General features: G+C 70.3%; 21 protein-coding genes. 4 read left to right on the forward strand and 17 right to left on the reverse strand.

Annotated features, from left to right (window positions below; translation table 11 throughout):
- Positions 1 to 109: 109 nt before the first annotated feature.
- The 3 genes from Ae150APs1_RS29935 (at position 110) to Ae150APs1_RS29945 (ending at position 2,220) form a co-directional block, all read left to right on the forward strand.
- A complete protein-coding gene (locus tag Ae150APs1_RS29935) occupies positions 110 to 1,195 on the forward strand; it encodes a hypothetical protein (RefSeq protein WP_075324350.1) in 1,086 nt (361 codons plus the stop codon).
- Between the two features lie 114 nt (positions 1,196 to 1,309).
- The gene (locus Ae150APs1_RS29940) at positions 1,310 to 1,933 is read left to right on the forward strand and encodes a ParA family protein (protein WP_075303103.1); all 624 of its coding nucleotides are present in this window, start codon (positions 1,310 to 1,312) and stop codon (positions 1,931 to 1,933) included.
- Entirely contained in the window at positions 1,930 to 2,220 is a 291-nt protein-coding gene (locus Ae150APs1_RS29945) for a hypothetical protein (protein WP_212567361.1), read from the forward strand. The genes Ae150APs1_RS29940 and Ae150APs1_RS29945 overlap by 4 nt, the downstream gene beginning before the upstream one ends.
- A 292-nt stretch (positions 2,221 to 2,512) precedes the next feature.
- On the opposite strand, the gene Ae150APs1_RS29950 is transcribed toward Ae150APs1_RS29945, so the two are convergent.
- The 15 genes from Ae150APs1_RS29950 to Ae150APs1_RS30020 all read right to left on the reverse strand — a co-directional run bounded on the left by Ae150APs1_RS29950 (position 2,513) and on the right by Ae150APs1_RS30020 (position 13,033).
- Positions 2,513 to 3,178, reverse strand: coding sequence for a hypothetical protein (locus tag Ae150APs1_RS29950; protein ID WP_075303105.1), 666 nt, complete (start codon positions 3,176 to 3,178; stop codon positions 2,513 to 2,515).
- Positions 3,178 to 3,687 (reverse strand): hypothetical protein, encoded by a 510-nt coding sequence (locus tag Ae150APs1_RS29955; protein ID WP_075303106.1) that lies wholly within the window; start codon positions 3,685 to 3,687, stop codon positions 3,178 to 3,180. The genes Ae150APs1_RS29950 and Ae150APs1_RS29955 overlap by 1 nt, the downstream gene beginning before the upstream one ends.
- An 18-nt stretch (positions 3,688 to 3,705) precedes the next feature.
- On the reverse strand, positions 3,706 to 4,203 hold the full coding sequence (locus tag Ae150APs1_RS32440; RefSeq protein ID WP_075303107.1) for a hypothetical protein: 498 nt from the start codon (positions 4,201 to 4,203) through the stop codon (positions 3,706 to 3,708).
- On the reverse strand, positions 4,200 to 4,616 hold the full coding sequence (locus Ae150APs1_RS32445) for a hypothetical protein (protein WP_075303109.1): 417 nt from the start codon (positions 4,614 to 4,616) through the stop codon (positions 4,200 to 4,202). Before Ae150APs1_RS32445 ends, Ae150APs1_RS32440 begins: the two co-directional genes overlap by 4 nt.
- 57 nt (positions 4,617 to 4,673) lie before the next feature.
- On the reverse strand, positions 4,674 to 5,204 hold the full coding sequence (locus Ae150APs1_RS29970; protein ID WP_075303110.1) for a hypothetical protein: 531 nt from the start codon (positions 5,202 to 5,204) through the stop codon (positions 4,674 to 4,676).
- Entirely contained in the window at positions 5,197 to 5,472 is a 276-nt protein-coding gene (locus Ae150APs1_RS29975) for a hypothetical protein (RefSeq protein WP_075303112.1), read from the reverse strand. The genes Ae150APs1_RS29970 and Ae150APs1_RS29975 overlap by 8 nt, the downstream gene beginning before the upstream one ends.
- Entirely contained in the window at positions 5,469 to 6,725 is a 1,257-nt protein-coding gene (locus Ae150APs1_RS29980; RefSeq protein WP_075303114.1) for a DUF5047 domain-containing protein, read from the reverse strand. Before Ae150APs1_RS29980 ends, Ae150APs1_RS29975 begins: the two co-directional genes overlap by 4 nt.
- Entirely contained in the window at positions 6,725 to 7,534 is an 810-nt protein-coding gene (locus Ae150APs1_RS29985) for a hypothetical protein (RefSeq protein WP_075303116.1), read from the reverse strand. The genes Ae150APs1_RS29980 and Ae150APs1_RS29985 overlap by 1 nt, the downstream gene beginning before the upstream one ends.
- Positions 7,535 to 7,536: 2 nt before the next feature.
- Positions 7,537 to 9,531, reverse strand: coding sequence for a hypothetical protein (locus Ae150APs1_RS29990; RefSeq protein ID WP_075303118.1), 1,995 nt, complete (start codon positions 9,529 to 9,531; stop codon positions 7,537 to 7,539).
- Complete coding sequence (locus tag Ae150APs1_RS29995; RefSeq protein ID WP_139317652.1) at positions 9,532 to 10,056, reverse strand: hypothetical protein; 525 nt, start codon at positions 10,054 to 10,056, stop codon at positions 9,532 to 9,534.
- A gap of 181 nt (positions 10,057 to 10,237) precedes the next feature.
- Positions 10,238 to 10,510 (reverse strand): hypothetical protein, encoded by a 273-nt coding sequence (locus Ae150APs1_RS30000; protein WP_075303123.1) that lies wholly within the window; start codon positions 10,508 to 10,510, stop codon positions 10,238 to 10,240.
- Positions 10,511 to 10,585: 75 nt separating this feature from the next.
- Complete coding sequence (locus tag Ae150APs1_RS30005) at positions 10,586 to 10,996, reverse strand: hypothetical protein (RefSeq protein WP_075303124.1); 411 nt, start codon at positions 10,994 to 10,996, stop codon at positions 10,586 to 10,588.
- A gap of 15 nt (positions 10,997 to 11,011) precedes the next feature.
- Entirely contained in the window at positions 11,012 to 11,380 is a 369-nt protein-coding gene (locus Ae150APs1_RS30010; protein WP_075303126.1) for a hypothetical protein, read from the reverse strand.
- A complete protein-coding gene (locus tag Ae150APs1_RS30015) occupies positions 11,377 to 11,703 on the reverse strand; it encodes a phage head-tail connector protein (protein WP_170918225.1) in 327 nt (108 codons plus the stop codon). The genes Ae150APs1_RS30010 and Ae150APs1_RS30015 overlap by 4 nt, the downstream gene beginning before the upstream one ends.
- Positions 11,704 to 11,716: 13 nt before the next feature.
- Positions 11,717 to 13,033: a phage major capsid protein gene (locus tag Ae150APs1_RS30020; RefSeq protein WP_075303129.1), complete on the reverse strand. Its 1,317-nt coding sequence runs from the start codon at positions 13,031 to 13,033 to the stop codon at positions 11,717 to 11,719.
- Positions 13,034 to 13,244: 211 nt separating this feature from the next.
- Between Ae150APs1_RS30020 and Ae150APs1_RS30025 the strand changes: the two genes are divergently transcribed.
- Positions 13,245 to 14,186: a replication initiation protein gene (locus Ae150APs1_RS30025; protein WP_212567362.1), complete on the forward strand. Its 942-nt coding sequence runs from the start codon at positions 13,245 to 13,247 to the stop codon at positions 14,184 to 14,186.
- A gap of 360 nt (positions 14,187 to 14,546) precedes the next feature.
- Here the strand turns inward: Ae150APs1_RS30025 and Ae150APs1_RS30035 are convergent, their stop codons facing one another.
- Both Ae150APs1_RS30035 and Ae150APs1_RS30040 read right to left on the reverse strand, forming a co-directional pair.
- Positions 14,547 to 14,852, reverse strand: coding sequence for a hypothetical protein (locus Ae150APs1_RS30035; RefSeq protein ID WP_075303131.1), 306 nt, complete (start codon positions 14,850 to 14,852; stop codon positions 14,547 to 14,549).
- On the reverse strand, positions 14,846 to 15,823 hold the full coding sequence (locus tag Ae150APs1_RS30040; RefSeq protein ID WP_075303133.1) for a replication initiation protein: 978 nt from the start codon (positions 15,821 to 15,823) through the stop codon (positions 14,846 to 14,848). The genes Ae150APs1_RS30035 and Ae150APs1_RS30040 overlap by 7 nt, the downstream gene beginning before the upstream one ends.
- Positions 15,824 to 16,038 lie beyond the last annotated feature (215 nt).

Genomic DNA, 16,038 nt, shown 5'->3' on the forward strand with positions numbered 1-16,038 from the left:
CCCCCCGGGGGGGGGGGGGGGGGGGGGAATCTCTGACCGCGGCGCCCTCGACCGGCCCGTCGGGCCATCGCCGCTGGTCACCGACCCGGACACAGTCGCGGACACGCGGGTGGGGCGGGCGCCGTGGGGCGTCGACGTCACCGGGCGGGACCGGGCGATCTCGCTGCACCAGCGCCACATGCTGATCACCGGGCTGTCCGACAACGGCAAGACCGCCGCGATGCGGGCCCTGGCGTTGTGGGTCGCTCGCGATCCGGGCGCGGACCTGTGGATCGCGGACCTGAAAGGCCCGGCAGGCTGGGCGATGTTCGACGGGATCGCCGACCGGTTGGTGATCGGCCCGACCGATGAGCACGTCATCGCCGCCACCGAGATGCTGGAGGACGCCGTGGTCGAGATGCAGCGTCGCTTCCAGGTCGGCGGGTCGCATCGGCCGCTGTTCGTGGTCGTCGACGAGGCCCAGGTCGCCTACATGTGTCCGGCCAAGGACCCGGCGAAGCGCCCGTTCGGTGGTCAGAGCAACGACGCCCGCTATCTGGGGGCGGTCCGCAAGATCCACAACCAGGGCCGGGCGGTGGACGTCACCTTGTGGGAGGCCACCCAGGATCCGACGAATCAGAACCTGCCGGTCCTGTCTCGCGAAGGTAACCATGTGCGGGCTTCGCTGGTCGTGGGCACCGAGGCGCAGGCGAAGATGGCGTTGGGCGAGGCGGCGGTGGCCGGCGGCGCGGCGCCGCAGGAGCTGCGCCGCGGCCTGGACAAGGGCGCGCTGGTGGTGGCGGGCAGTGGGCTGGAGATGGAGCCGTGGGAGGTCGCGGTGACCGTCCGCACCCACTACATCGACGACGCCACCGCCACACAGATCGCGAAACGAGCTCTCATTGCCCGCCAGAAGGCCCAACAGGCATCCACACCCACGGCGGATCCCGTGGACGACCTGGCGGCGATCCTGGCGGCCCTGAGAGGCGAAGAGCGGGTCCGGACGACGGCGGTGCTGGCCCGGCTCGTGGCCGACCGCCCCGACCGCTACCGGCCCTGGACGGCCGCCACGCTCACCGCCGTGCTCACCGCCGCCGGCGCCCCGCCCCGGAAGCGGTCGACGATGAAGGTGTCCCGCACCGACCTGCTGGCCGCGATAGTGGCCCGAGATGCCCATCAGACAGGGGCTATGGCCGGCGGCCCGATTCGGGGATAACCGCTGGTCATAGGCGGGGAGGCCGCCCCGAGAGGGCCTCCCCGCCGCCTCCCATCCTCCCCGCTCCGCGCGGGCACTGATTTCAGGATTTACTGATCTGGCAGAGTGGGTCGCGTGCTCACCGTGGCAGTGACCAACCTGAAGGGCGGCACCGGGAAGTCCACCTCCACCGGATTCCTCGCCCACGTCTGGCACGAACGCGGCCGCCGCGTCCTGGTCGTCGACGCCGACCCGCAAGGCACCGTGAGCAGGTGGGCCGATGACGCCGAATGGTCGATCCCCGTCGTCCGCCTGGACACCCCGAAACTCCACCAGCGCCTCGACAAGATCATCCCGCCGGACATCGACGTGGTGCTGGTCGACACCGACAGCACGCCCCCGATCGTCGCGGCAGCGCTGCGAGTGGCGACACACGCCGTGGTGCCGGTCCCCCCGAACGCGGTCGACCAGGAACGACTCCCCGAGCTGCAAGGCATCCTCGAAGACACCGCCGCCCTCCGGCTCGACGGGCAGCCGCCGGTGACCGCAGCGATGCTCACCCGCGCGGACGGGCGGACCGCAGCGCACGCGGTCTACCGCGACGTCATGACCGCCGCCGGATGGCACGTGCTGCGCGCCGAGGCACGCGCCGTGCAACAGTTCGCCCAGGCCGTCGGCAGCCCGATCGTGCGGGCTGCGGCAACCGCCTACGGCGACGCGGTGGACGAACTCGAAACGCTAAGGCAGGTGGCGAGATGAGCAAGGCCGATGAGATCCACGCGAAGGCGAAGGCAACCCACGACCTCCGCACCGCCTCCAGGGCAGCAGCCGCCGCCGCGAGGGCGCAGGTGAGAGCGGCCCCGGTACGCAGGACCGTGGACCTGGCGCCGCAGACCCACGCGAGGCTGGCCGGGTGGTGCGCCGAAACAGCCGAAGAGCTCGGCGTCGCCCGGGTCACCGGGCAAGCGGTACTGGCGGCCCTGGTCACCCGGCTACTCGACGACACACGCCTGGCCCGGGAGATCCGCAACGACCTCCACCACTGAAATACTGATCACTGCAAAATACTGAAATACTGATTGCAGGCAGGATGCGATAGCTGCACCCGTTCAGCACCGATCCTGACTGCTCGACCCGCAAAGATGACAGCCATGCATGACGGCATCTATCCCGTCCACTTCGTCCACTCCGACCTCACGGACGCCTACCGGGACTTCTCGGTGACCTACTGATGGGTTCGGCGAAACGCTGGCTCGCCGACGATCCCGGCCGCTACCCGAACGTGGACTCCGTAGGCGTCTGGGCCGCTCTTGCCGGATAGTTCTGGCCCACCGACGGCTACGCCGCCAGCGCCCACCACGGCTGCGTAGCCCGTTCCGGAGACGCCCACCCGCTGGTGGCGTCCATCGGCGAGGACTGGTCGCTGTCCTGGTTGGACTTCCACAGCTCGAACCGGCGGCCACCGTCCGGGTTGAGCAGCGCATCCGAGACCGTCCGGCCCGCCAAACCGGGCTGGGCCTTCCACGCCGACCCGATGTAGAACTGCGCGAACACATAGCTCCCCGCCGGCGGGGCGATCGTCGCCGACAGCGCGAGCTCCTTGACACCGCGGCTGGTGAAGGTGTCCGCGGACAGGTTCTGCACGCTGGCCAGGACGGTGAGGCGTTTCAGGTTCGTCCCGCCCCAGACCCGGATCCCGACCGGCGGGTTGTCCGAGTGCGACCCGGCGGTGTTGACCGCGAACCGGAACCTCGACGCTCGCACCGACCGCGGCGACACGATCCCCGAGATCGTGATGACCTTCGCCGACATGTTCCCGGTCAGCCCACAGGCCGTTCGGTCGACCGGCGAGTACAGGTCGCCGTAGACCTCCTCGTCACGGGCCCGTAGGTGCCCGTAGCGGCGATCGGCCGGGCCCGCCCACGCCGAGGTCGGGATGGTGTCGGCGGCGGCGAGCTCGGCAGGGGCGCCGTTGACCAGGGCCAGCGGTTTGCGTTCGGCCATCAGCCCAGCACGATCGGGGTCAGCGAGTTGAAGTTCAGCGCGGTCGCCGCAGTCGCGAACCCGACGATCTGCACGACCTGCCCGGCACCGGACGGCGCGGTGGCGGCCGCGGCGCCCGGCGCCGACGCCGACAGGTAGTTCCTGCCCGGAGTCAGGTCGGTGACCTGGGTGTTGGTGCCTTCGAAGTAGACCGTGGCGGTGGTGTCGGCATCAACCGCTGCCAGGACGAACCCGTGGGCCTCCTTCCCGCTGGTCGAGGCGTCGGCCTTCCGGGCGCGGGCAGAGCCGCCCGCGGAGTGGATGTTGACCAGATCGCCCGCGGCGAGAGCCTCGCTGGCGGTGACCTGGGCGGTGTCGGCGCCGAGCCCGACCGGGAGCATGCTGGCGTCCAGGCGGCCGGTCGGGTCCAGCGCGGGGATCTTCCCGGCGTCGGCGTCTCCGGCCGAGACCGTGGATGCCTCGCGCTCGGTGAGCGTCCCGGCGTTGTTGTGCAGGTACTTGTCGGCCATGACGGGATCTAGTCCTTTCTAGGGGTGCAGCCGGATCGATGGCTGCTGGTGGAGGAACACGCTGGTCGGGGAGGTCGCCGCGCCGACCTGGACGCTGAACAGCGCCTCCGGGGCGGCGGGGGCGGTCTGGGTGAGGCGCCCGGCCGCGCCGAGGTAGAGCGGGCCGGGCTCCCACTGCCAGGACGCCTCGCTGGTCTCGCCGTGCAACAGCATCGGCACCTGGGCGCCGCCGGCGGCGGCGCCCAGGCTCAGCCACAGCGGGGCGTGGAGGTGGTCGAGGTCGGACGGGTCGGCGTAGACCAGGCCGTCACGGGACGGGGTGAGCAGGCGGTGCCCGGACAGGGCGCGGGCGGCGACGCCGTTGCTGCGGAGCTGCTCAACCTCGCCGCCGGCGCGGGCGATGGGCCTGCTCGGCGCGAGAGGCGCCGGCGGGCCGGAGTCGGAGCCGACGAGGACCACGTCGGCGTCGGGGGCGGCGTCGACGACGACCACCTCGTGCGGGTCCGGGGCGGTCACCGCGCGCTCGCAGGTGCGTCAGTCAGGATCAGTAAAGGTGCGTCGACCAGGCGCAGGAGGTAGGTGCGGCCGTCGCGGCCCGCGCCGGGATGGCGCAGGTCGACGTGCAGGTCGAGCACCCGTTCCGCGGGCAGGCGGGCAGTGCGTTCCGGCGAGAGGTGCAGCTGCACCGTCGCGGCCCGCGCACCACCGGCCAGGCGTGTCGTGCCGAGGATGAGCGCGGCCCCACCGGCGGCGAAGTCGACCACGACCGCGCCGCTGCGCGGGTCGACGGCGCGGGCGGTCACCGACCAGCCGCCGGCGTCGGTGGCGTCCAGGTCGATCGGGACGCCGCTGACCAGGACCGCCCAGCGCGGCGACAGCCAGGTCGTCCCGGCCAGGACCGGCGGTGCAGGACTGGTGTGGGTCGCCACCCGGGCCTCCCGTTCTCCTCGTTCAGATCGTTTCTGCTGGTCAGGGCCGTGTTCGAGTCAGGGCCGTATCCAGGTCATAGACACATACGTGGCCTGGGAGACGTCGGTGGCGATCTCGAAACTCCCAGAACCGGTCCGATACGTGCCGATATTGATGGCCTGTCCGGATTCGAACCGGCGGGCACGGGCCACCGAGTACGACCCACCGGACCCGGACTGGTACGACGCCGACTCGGCGTAGCGGGTCGTGGTCGACCCGGCAGCCAGGATCGCGAAGAACTGGGTCTGCCCGGTGCCGCCCTTCGCGACCCGGACTCCGGCCTCGATACGCCACACGCCGCCGACGTTGAAGGTGAACCGCCGGTTCGAGTCGCTGCGGGTGACCGACGGGCTGGTGTCCATGACGAACTCGAACGGGATCAAGCCCCAGGACCCGGTCGAGAACTCCACGGCCTGCCCGCAGGTGTAGTTCGCGAACCGGATACCGCCCGCCTCGACGTCCTCGGCCAGCGCCTGGATCTGCGCTGGCCCGTTGGGCGGGTCGGTCGAGGCCGGGTAGCGGTAGGCGAAGATCGGTGTCTCAGGCATCGGTTTCTTCCTGCTCAGGGGGGGTTCGCAGGCGCCCTGCGATCACGTACTCCTTGCCCAGAGCGACCAGCAGCACAGTGCGGCCCGCCGCGAGCGAGCTGATGGCGTCATGCAGCACAGCCAGGTCAGTCAACGGCTGCCCGGTGACCTCGACGGTGTTGGCCAGGGTGTCGGCGTTGAACGCCGTCAACCGGCCCTGGGTGACCGGGAGACCCGGGCTGGGCTGAGCGAACAGCGGCGCGAGGTCCCCGGGCGAGGTGAAGCTCATGGCCGGCGGCCTCCTTCGTCCGGGGCGACGTAGGCCTGGACCCGGGCGCCGCGCGTCGAGACCGCCATGTCGCCGCCGGTCAGCGGGAACGTCAGGGTGTCGATGACGTGCCGTTCGACGACGACGCGATCCCGCATCCCCGGTGGCGGCGGATACCCGTCGCCGGGGCGCTGCTCGGGGAACCGGACCGCGATGAGATCCAGCGGCTCTAGGGTCGGGTCGGCCGGGATCTGGAACGACAGCGCCGACGGCAAGCCCCGAATCCGGTTCACCCAGGTCTCTGCGGCGGCCTCGCACTGCGCGGTGGTCCGCAGCAGCGGCGAGGAGTGCCTCTTCAAGATCCGCCCGAACTCCCCATACCAGGACAAGCCACGCTGACCGCGCAACGAGCCGCCGGCCCCGTCGACGGTCTTCGCCGCCCACGGCGGCGGCGCCTCGGTCGCCTGCTCTCCCGACACCCGCGCGCAGGTGTAGACACCGTCACGGGAGATCTGGCGGCGCAACCTCTGCAAGCCACCACCAGCACCGGCGGTGATCGTGCGGACCGGTACCAGCGCCGGGTCAGCGGCGTCGACGTCATCGGAGACCAGGGTCAGCCGGCCGCGGTAGTCGAAGAACGCCCGCTTGCCGTAGCGGCGGGCCAGGCCCGTGATGTGCTCGGCGAACGGCTCTTCCAGCAGCGTCTGGGACCGCAGCCGGGTCCGGGCCAGCGGATAGTCGGCGATGATGACCCGATCCCGGTCGTCGACCTTCGACGGGAACGCCCCGGCGTGGCGGTGGAACCACGACGCCTGGCTGCCGTAGAGAAGCGCGGAGAAGAACTCCTGGTGAGTGGCTGTGCGCGGCGCCACCCACGGCCACAGAGCCTCGGTGTCGGCGACCTGAGCCATCCGGTCAGACCCGGAGATCCGCACGACACCGCGTTCCTCCTGCGTGACGGTCTCGACCCGGAAGTAGCCCAACGCGGTCCACTCGAACACCCCGCCGGCGACCTCAACGCCGTACTCGACGAAGATTTCCGACCCGTTCGGCACGATCCAGCCCCAGCGGGCGGCGACGGTGATGTCGAGCGTGGACCGCACCAACGCCGAGGAATCCATCCGCACGTCCCCGCCGAGCAGGGCCAACGGCTCCCCGGACGGGGTGAGGGACTGGGAGAACCGGTGCGGGACCGCGATCAGCGTGGCCCGGGCCCGCGCCGAGTGCGACGAACGCACGATCTCCCGCAGCCGGGTCGAGGTCGGGCGCGCCATCAGTCCTCCACCACCACGTCACCGGCGACAGCGGGCATGTTCACCACATCGCCCCAGGTCGCGGCAGCCTCGACCAGATCAGCCCAGGACTGGTAGCTGCGCAACACCGTCTGCCAGGTCGAGATCGCCCCCGCGTAGTGATGACTGGGCTCGGCGACCTCGTGCAACGCGATCGTGGTGTAGCGGACCTCGCTGTTGTGGCGGCCTTTCTTCTCGGCGTGCACGTCATCAACCTGGAAATACACCGCCGGCAGACCCAGGCGTTCCTCGTCGGCGTGGAGCATCATCACTCCACCCACCGACAGCGACCGGTCCAGATCCCGCCACTGCTGCCAGGTCGCGGTCCGCACCGTGAACTCGAACCGCAGCGGACCCATCACCTCCCCGACCGCGATCGGGGCGCGGGCCGCCGTCACCTCCAGCAGCGCGCCCCGGCCGTCACGACGCGGATCGGTGTAGGCCACGACCATGACGCGCCGGTTGAGGAACGGGAACCCGAGCCACTTGATCCACGCCTGGTCGAACACCGACGGCGTGACCTGCACCGGGTCCTCCCACTGCCCGGTCGAGAGCCGGGCGGCATAGCGCAGCAGCGGCGTGCCGTCCGGGCCGGGAGGCCAGTCGTGATGGCGCACCTGCAGGGTCGCGCCGGCGTTGACCGGGACATGCCAGCCGCCACGCACCCACCGCGGTCGGGCGTCACCGGAGCGCCAGTAGTGGAAGTCCACCCAGGTCACATCATCGCCCAGCGCGTCGCAGCTCATCGCGACCGCGCCGGTCTCCGGGTCGAATTCACACTGAAACGACATAACTACACGCCTCGTCCCGCTCCGACCTGGCGGCGGGTACGGCGGTGCGCCTCGTCGATCTCGGTGCGCACCAGACCACTGAACTCCTGTCCGTCGATCAGGACCTTCACGACGACCTCCGGGGCAGGAGCCGGGGCCACGGCCACGGCACCAGCACCGACCAGCGGAACCTCGCCCACCGACACCGACGCCCGCGTCGCGGGCAGCGCCGCGGCGACCGCCGACTCCGACAGCTCCCGGGTCGCCGCAGCGACCGCGCTGGTGTTCGCGCTGATCCCGACCGCGACGCCCTCAGGGATGAACCGGCCGATCTGGTCGCGGAACACCCGCGACGGGGACCTGATCCCGAGCATCGACTTCGCGGCGTTCAACGCGGCCCTGGCCAGGCCCCGGACCTTGTCGGTCAGCCACGTCCACTTCGAGACGATCCCGTTCCCGAGCCCGGAGACCAGGTCCCGCCCGGCGCCCACCAGCAGCGAACCCAGCCGGCCCACCGCGGCCAGGAGCCGGCCCGGCAGCCCGGCCATCCACGCGACCAGCCGCCCCGCCACCGCGATCGCACCCGACACCATCGCCGTGAAGAAGCCCCACACCCGACCCGGGATCGCCCCGAGGAACCCGATCACCACCAACACCTGATTGATCTTGGCGCTGACCTGCGCCTTCAGGGCCTCCCACGCCCCGGTCGCGGTCGCGGTCATCGCCGCCCACACCCCGGACAGCCAGGCCGTGAAACCGGACCACTTCGCCGCGATCCAGTCACACGCCGCACCCGCGGCGACCTTGATCTCGTCCCAGTAGACGATGCAGGCCACGATCGCCGCGATCAACGCGACGATCCCGAGCACCACCCACATCGACGGGTTCGCCAGCATCGCGTAGTTCCACAACCACTGCGCCGCCGTCACCGCCTTCGTCGCCACCGCGGCAAGCCCCGTGGCCTGCGTGAACATCTGGACAGCGGCCATCACCGAGTTGACGACCATCATCGCCTTGTAGCCCAGGGTCAGCAGCGCGATCGCGTTGATCAGCGGGACCATCACCTCGGCGTGAGCCCGGATGAACCCGGTGACCATCTCCAACGCGCCCGCGATCATCTCCAGCGTCGTCGGCAACCCGGCCGCGTCGAACGCCGCAGCCAGGTTGACCACGGACTGCCACAACGAACCCAGCGTCCGCCCGAGGGACTTAAACGTCTCCACCCCGGCTCCGACCCACTCGGCCAGCGCTCCGGAGTCCCGCGCCGCGGCGACGAACCTTTCCAGCCTCGTCGCCGCCTCCGCGATGGACGTACCCAGCTTCTGCAGGTACGGAGCGGCGACCACCCCGAGGTGCAGAAACGTCGCCGCCAGCGGCCGCAACGCCCGCAAAACCCCGTCGAGCAGGCCCTGGGACCCACCCAGCGCGGCGTTGATGTCACCCACCGTCGACGGCGTCTTCATCCAGATCGCGAACGCCGTACCTACGGAGTTGATGCTCCCCGCGGTCGCGACGAGCTGGGCGCGCAGCACTGGAAGCAATGCCCCACTCAAGCTTGTGACCTGGGCGGCCATCCCGGTGAACAGCGTGTCCTGCACCGCGTTCTTCAACGCGGTGAACTGCGGCATCAGCCCGCGGATCGCCACCGCGGTGTCCCGCGCCGCCGGCGACAGACCCTTCAGGGCCTCGGCGAACTTGGCCGGGTCGCCGATGTCTTCCATCGCCTTCCCGAAGCCTTTCAAGCCCACCGCCAGCGCCCCGACGCCCAGGACTCCGGCGAACGCGATCCCCGGCAACGTGGCCAGGACCCCGCTCAGCCCGCCCAGCGCGGCAGCCGTATAGCCCGCCACCGGGGCGACCCGCGCCGCCGCCACCGCGATCGACCGCAGCCCACCAGAGGCCCTGTCGGCATCCTTCTGCACCGACTTCATCGCCGACTTCGCCTGCGCAGTCGCCGCGACCAGCCCAGAGGCCGACCCGTCGAACCGGACCTTGACCGTGCGCGTCGCCCGAGACATCTACGCCGCCCGCCCGTAGGCGGTGAACGCCCGCGTCGAGCCACCACCAGCAGCCCACCGGCGGGTGATCTCATCCACCGCGTCGTTCCACTCCCGGTCCATCCGCGACGAGTAGGCATCCACCGTGGAGAAGAACCAGTAGTCCGCGCCGCCCCCGGCACGGTGCGGCCGGAACTGCTTGAGGTAGGTCGCGCCGAAGTTCGCCCCGAACAGCACCAGCCCCGCAGCCCGCGGCTTCTGCCGAGGCCGCGAGGTCGCGAACACCCGCCGCGCACCACCCGCGACCACGACCGGGACCCGATCACGGCGAGCCTTCACCGTGGGCGCAACCTTCGCCGACTGCGACGACGACGCCCGCGCCGCCATCGCGATCCGCCCTTCCAGACGCTCCGCGATCCGCTTCGAACGAGTCCGCAGCTCGTGGCTGGCGTCCTTGGGCATCTGGTTGAACGCCGCGATCGTCTCCCGCACCCCGGACAGGTGCACCGTCACCGTCAGCGGCCTCGCCGACCTACGCCTCGCCACCGACCCACCGCCTTCCCGCCCTAGCCGCTGTAGCGCCGCCCGCTGGGCCGCCCCGACCGCCCGGCCTCACGTTCCTGTTCCCGCAAGATCGCCACCGCCGTCTGCAACACCGCGTGCTCCTCGACCGCCCACGCCGCGACCGGGATCCCGGTCGCCACCGCCAGCGACACGCACAGATAGCTCAGCGACCCGGCCGGGTAGGCCCCTCCGGCTCAGCGGCGCCGTCAAGGTTCAGATCCACCGACCCGATGAAGTCCTCCAGCGACCCGTCGAACCGGCCCTGGCGGCGCGCCGCCAGGTGCGCGACCTCGTACAGGTCGCTCATCCGCAGGTTCTCGGTCAGCTGCTGCAGGCTGCGGCCCTTCCCGGTCCGCTCCCACACCACGACGTCCCGCGACGCCGCGACCAGCTCGTACGACTCGCCGCCATCGGGGACTACCTCGAACGTGAACACGCGCTCCCCTTTACTGATCCACTGATCTGTAATGCTTACTGATCTACTGACTTACTGATTTACTGGCTTGTGTGGTCAGGGACGGCTGTAGGCGGGCTGCCCGATCACCGGGAACTCCGCCTCCTGCGTCTCGGTCGTCCGCACCTCGCCCCCGATCGACGGAGCCTTCACCGTGCACCGCCCCGACCAGCGCACATGCTCGTCCGGGATGTCCGGATGATGGTCGATCGTGAAGTCGACCGTGCGGCCCTGAGCGAGCATCAGCACGTCCGACAGACCGCCGGAGCGCCAGTCGGAGTAGTACTCGAACTGCAGCGACCAGTCCGGATCCGAGTCCTCCCGGAACTCGCCGTCGGAGCAGAACGAGTACTGCTTGTCGCCCTCGTCGGTGTTGTTCTCCAGCTTCCACGTCTTGATCTGGCACTCGTAGGTAGCGCCGTCGATGTCGAACGCGATGAGCTTGAGCTTCCGCTGATGAACAGCCATGCGATAACCCCTCCCTTACAGGGCGACGGACACGGACACTTCGTAGGCCGGCAGGTCCGCCCCGCCCACCGCGAACACCCCCGGCCGCGCCGAGGTCACCACCGCATCAACCACACCGTCGATCGCGGTGGCCACGACCGGCAGCAGATCCAGCAACCGCTCCTGAGCCCGCTCGGAGGCAGCCATGACCAGGTAGACGGTGAACTCCGCGTCGGTCGGCGCACACATCGCACCCCACCGCAGCTGCGGCGGGCCGACATAGGCCGCCGGCGGCGAAGACACCGCCGCCGGATCGTCGAACACCCGCAGCCACGCCACCGACGCCACCGCATCACGCACCGCAGCCGCCCGCTCCGCGACCAGCCCCGACACCGACGCACTCACGCGATCACCGGAGACCGGTAACGGCCGATCTTGAGCAGCCGCTCCACGTCCGGATCGAACGACGGCACCCGCGACGACCCCAGCTCGCCCAACGCGACCAGCGCATCCGGAGACCGGCGCCGGGTAAACCAGCGCCCCGCCAACCGCACCGTGCCCAACGCCAGATCTCCCGGCACCGCCGGCAACTCACCGGCGCCGTCGTAGTCGAAACCCGGGCGGAGCCGCTGCACGAACGTCATCGCCGCGTCCAACTGCCGCACCAGGACCACGTCATCACGGTCATCGTCGATACCCAGATCGGCCTTCAGCTCACGCAGACTCACCCACGCCGCCACCTCACGCCGCCTGGACCTGGACCCGCTTCGCCGACCGCCCGGCCTGACGCACGATCACCGCGCTATACGCCCAGATCCCCAGCTTCACCGACTCCGGCCCAGCAACCTCCTCGTACCGGAACCGCTGCACCGCCGACTCGAACAGGATCGTGTCCGCCGCCCGCAGCACCACCACATCGTCGGGATAGGTACCCGTCACGTTGATCCCATCGGTGGCCACCACACCGACACCAGCCGAGTCCAGACGGCCATCAACGTCGACTGCGCCGACGCCGACCACGTTCATCCGGCCCGCCTCCGCCGCCGGCATCAGCGGCCGACCGGTGGAGTCCTTGAGCTTGAGGAAACGCCCATACCGGACCACACCCATCGCGACGATGTCCGCAGGAAGCTTCCGCTGGTCACGCACCGCGATCGCCGCGTCCAGGACAGCATCCGCAGGCGCCCCGCCGGCGAAGGCGGCTTCGTCCGGATAGGTCACCACCGGATCACCCGCAGCGGCGATCACCGCCGCACCGACCTTCCGCTCGATCTGCAAGTTGTAGGCGGCGAGCATGTCGCCGTAGATCAGCTGGTCCACCGCAGGCGAACCCATGTCGAGCATCTGCCGCGACACGACCTGGATTCCCGAGGTCGGCTTCGGCACGACGGTGTCGACACCGGTGCCCCACGAGTCGACCTCGGACGGATGCTCGTTCTCCGCGGCCTGCTCGGCCAGCACCGGGTCGGTCCCGACCAGCTGACGAGGCAGCGTGATCGGACGCGGGTCGGCGCCCAGGTCGATGTTGCGGACCGCCCCGGCGAGCTTGCGGCCCTGACGGGCCAGGGCCTCGTATTCGTCCTGGAGCCAGCGCGGGGCGACCACTCCCGCGCCGGCGCCGCCGGTGGTCATAGCCCGGTTGTGTTCCTCCAGGCGGCGGGAGGCATCCGAGTCGCCGTTACGGGCCCGGTTCAGATCGCCGAAGAACGAGTGCGCAGAGGCCCGGGTGTAGTGGCCCGGGTCCCGGTCCTGGGTCGTCGCCCGCGACCCCGCTACGGCGATCTCAGGGGCCGCACGGGCAGCGACAGCGGCCTCCACGGCGTCGGTGGGGGCCAGCGCGGCGGCGAGTTCGGCGACCTTGCGGTTGCGGGCCTCGATCTCGGTCAGCGACTCGATCTCGGTGTAGAGCGCCGCGGCGGCCTCGCCTTGACCCTGGACGCTGCGGAGCTCGTCCTCGGTCAGAGCGCGGTCGTCCTCCACCGCCCGGGCCTGCAGGCCCTCGATGCTGGTACGCAGCGACTCGTAGCGGTCGCGCAGAGACTTCAGATAGGCGTTCATCGGCTATGCCCTCACGGGTGCTCGTCGGTACTGCGAGCGACCGGGGGGCCGCCCCCCGGGGGGGGGGCGGGGTGCCGGTATCAGCTGTCGTCGATCGAGAGTAACGCCGGAGCGGGCTGGGCGGGGTGGGCGGCGGTCTACTGCGGGGAAATATCTGACTTGGTCTAAACTCTCACCCCCCCCCCCCCCGGGGAGGGCAGGACTCCTCCTCTTGACCATCGCTCCCTCCTCGCCCCCGCCGCTCGCCCCGGTTGCTGGCATCCCGGACGAGGTGTGGTTCGACCAGGTCTGGTTGCCGCGGCGTCCGCTGGCCACTGACGAGTTCGAACGAGGCTCGTACCGGATGTCCCGGTCGGCGGCCCTGGGCAAGCGCTACATCGAGGCGAACCCGCACGCGTTGTCGAACCTGCTCGTGATCGACTGCGACCACGACGACTCGCTGATGAGGATGGCGGCAGACCGCGGCGGGTGGCGCCCCAACGCCGTCGTCCAGGACCCGTACACCGGCCGCGCGCACGGCTTCTGGGCGTTGCGGGCACCGATCGCGCGTACCGACATCGCCCGCCGGCCACCGATCGTCCTCGGCGCCCGGGTCACCGAAGCTCTACGGCGCTCGGTTGACGGTGACCGCGGCTACGCCGGGCTGATGACGAAGAACCCGACCCACCAGGGCTGGGACACCGCGTGGTCCCACGATCACCTCTACGCCCTCGGTGAACTCGTCGAGCGTCTTGATGAGCACGGGTGGATGCCGCCGCAGAAGCTGCTCCAGCAGAAACGCTGGCGACTGGACCCCACCGGGCTGGGCCGCAACGAGACCCTGTTCGCCAGCTCCCGACGCTGGGCCTACCGCGAGGTCCGCCACCACTTCGGCGACCCCGCCGGGCTCCGTGTCGCGATCCGCGCCGGGGTCGCACAACGCAACGCCACCTTCAGCGACCCACTCCTAGCCCCCGAGGTCCGTGCCATCGCCGACTCCATCACCCGCTGGCTCACCAGATCCCGCATGTGGAACGACGGACCCGTTGTGTACGAAGCCACCTTCTCCACCATTCAAGCCGCACGCGGCCGAAAAGGCGGCGCAACCCGCGGCGCCGCCAAGGCCGCCGAGGCCGACGCGCTCCGCGCTGCCATCACCGACCTGGTCCTCTGATGGGCGCCCTGACCCCGCGGCGCCGGACCATGACCGGCCGAGAAGCCGCGGAGAAACTCGGCGTGACCAGGCGGACCATCTGCAAGTACGTCGCCGAACCTCGCGAAGAGTTCCTCGCCCGCGCCTCAGCACGACGCCTCCGCGCCGCCACTCTCAGCCTCCAAGGCCTCACCCGCCGCGAGATCGCCGAAGAGATGGGCGCCTCCCGGGAAGCGGTGAAGCGGCTTCTGCGGGACGCCCGTCGGGCTGGCGAATGCGCCGCCGCGGCTAGTCTTGTGCAGTTGCGTGTTCTTCGCAGGCGGCGGCCCACTCCCCAGCCCGACGGGCGTCCCGCAGAAGCCGCTTCACCACCTCACCGGGTTAAGAGCCAGACTTTTTGGCCTCCTCGGCAGCGGCGACAGCCGCGTCCCACTCGCCCTTCTGCCGAGCCTGCTGAAGACTGCGGCCGACGATCGCGGGAGTAACTCCCATCCGCTCAGCGATCTCTCGGCGGAGCAGGCCCTGGACGCGGAGGGCCACGATCGCGTCTCGACGAGCCTTAGCGCGAGCGACGTATTCCTCACGAGGCTCGCCGATCATTCTGTAGATCGTCCAGATGGATACGCCGAATTCTTCGGCGAGTTCGCGGGCCGGCTTGTTCCGGCGCCGCCGGATCTTGGCTACCATGAAAGGTCCGATCTGTTGATGGCGTCGCGAAGTTGCTCAGCGGCAGCCGCTCTAGCCGCGCCGCGGGCGAGCCCGCCGGGTCGACCGTCTCCAGCGAGCCCGCCGGGTCGACTGTTTCCGGCGAGCCCGCCGTTGCGTCCTGATCCTTTTCGTCCGCGTGCGGCTTGGATGGCTCGGAATGCTTGGTCGTAGGCGGCGGGTCCGTCGTTCCACATCCGGGAGTAGCGGATCGTCCAGTCGGCGATGGATGTGGAGATGTGGCCGAGTTCAGTAGCGCCGAGGGGGACGGAGAAGTCGGCGTTGCGGATGGCGACTTCACGGGCGATCGCGGCGCGGTAGCCCTCAGGGTCGCCCCAGTGGTGGCGCATTTCCCGGTAGGCGTAGTGCCGGACGCCGTGGAAGAGGGTTTCGTTGCGGGAGTGCCCGACGGGGGCGCGTCGGCGTTGGTTGTGCCAGCCACGTCCGGGCATGTGCCCGGCCGGGGTGAGGGTTCCGCCGAATCGGTCGAGGGTGGAGGTGTTGTCGTGGATGAAGTGGGTCATCCAGCGGGGGTGGAACGGGTTTTTGATCAGCCGGGCCGGGTAGTGCGGGTCACCGCCCACGGCGCGGCGTAGTGCTTCTTCGATGGACAGGCCGTAGCGGACCGATCGGCGGGATCCGTAGTTGGTGAGGTTGATCGGGGTCGTGATGGCCCAGGCGGCGTGAGCGTGACCGTTCACGGGGTTCTCGATGATCACGTTCGGCTGGGGGTGGTTGTCGACGGTGGAGACCATCCGCAGGACCGCGTCGGGGTGATCGACATCGACACCGATCAGACCCCACACGTGTTTCGGGTGCAGCTCGACGTGCTGACGGGTCATCGCCGCCGCCCTCGTCTGCCGCCACACGCCGTCGTCGAACTCGTCCGCGGCGAGCGGGTACCGCGACGTCCACAAACGCTCCCAGATCGCCGTAGCCGCCTCGAACGGCATGCCCCCGACTAAGGTTAGCCGGGGCCCAGGTTTTCGTCGCTCAGGGAGCCTCTGAGGGCTTCCTGCCTGGCGGTGGGGGGACCCAGCAGACCGGAAGGGGACACGGGGTGGGACTCCTGCCGGTGACGGGACCGGTCCGAGGGGCGGTGCCGGTCGGGGGGTGCGGGCGCGGCTTCAAAGCATTGAGCTTCGCCCTGTGTCTGATGGTTCGCGGC

This window comes from Pseudonocardia sp. Ae150A_Ps1 (assembly GCF_001932315.1).
Classification (GTDB): domain Bacteria; phylum Actinomycetota; class Actinomycetes; order Mycobacteriales; family Pseudonocardiaceae; genus Pseudonocardia.

Excerpts from the sequence above, each read along its gene's own strand:
- Ae150APs1_RS29955 (WP_075303106.1), bottom strand. The coding sequence starts at position 3,687 with ATGGCCGACAAGTACCTGCACAACAACGCCGGGACGCTCACCGAGCGC.
- Ae150APs1_RS29990 (WP_075303118.1), bottom strand. The coding sequence starts at position 9,531 with ATGTCTCGGGCGACGCGCACGGTCAAGGTCCGGTTCGACGGGTCGGCC.
- Ae150APs1_RS29945 (WP_212567361.1), top strand. The coding sequence starts at position 1,930 with ATGAGCAAGGCCGATGAGATCCACGCGAAGGCGAAGGCAACCCACGAC.
- Ae150APs1_RS30005 (WP_075303124.1), bottom strand. The coding sequence starts at position 10,996 with ATGGCTGTTCATCAGCGGAAGCTCAAGCTCATCGCGTTCGACATCGAC.
- Ae150APs1_RS29980 (WP_075303114.1), bottom strand. The coding sequence starts at position 6,725 with ATGGCGCGCCCGACCTCGACCCGGCTGCGGGAGATCGTGCGTTCGTCG.
- Ae150APs1_RS30040 (WP_075303133.1), bottom strand. The coding sequence starts at position 15,823 with ATGCCGTTCGAGGCGGCTACGGCGATCTGGGAGCGTTTGTGGACGTCG.
- Ae150APs1_RS29950 (WP_075303105.1), bottom strand. The coding sequence starts at position 3,178 with ATGGCCGAACGCAAACCGCTGGCCCTGGTCAACGGCGCCCCTGCCGAG.
- Ae150APs1_RS30035 (WP_075303131.1), bottom strand. The coding sequence starts at position 14,852 with ATGGTAGCCAAGATCCGGCGGCGCCGGAACAAGCCGGCCCGCGAACTC.
- Ae150APs1_RS29985 (WP_075303116.1), bottom strand. The coding sequence starts at position 7,534 with ATGTCGTTTCAGTGTGAATTCGACCCGGAGACCGGCGCGGTCGCGATG.
- Ae150APs1_RS30020 (WP_075303129.1), bottom strand. The coding sequence starts at position 13,033 with ATGAACGCCTATCTGAAGTCTCTGCGCGACCGCTACGAGTCGCTGCGT.
- Ae150APs1_RS29970 (WP_075303110.1), bottom strand. The coding sequence starts at position 5,204 with ATGCCTGAGACACCGATCTTCGCCTACCGCTACCCGGCCTCGACCGAC.
- Ae150APs1_RS29975 (WP_075303112.1), bottom strand. The coding sequence starts at position 5,472 with ATGAGCTTCACCTCGCCCGGGGACCTCGCGCCGCTGTTCGCTCAGCCC.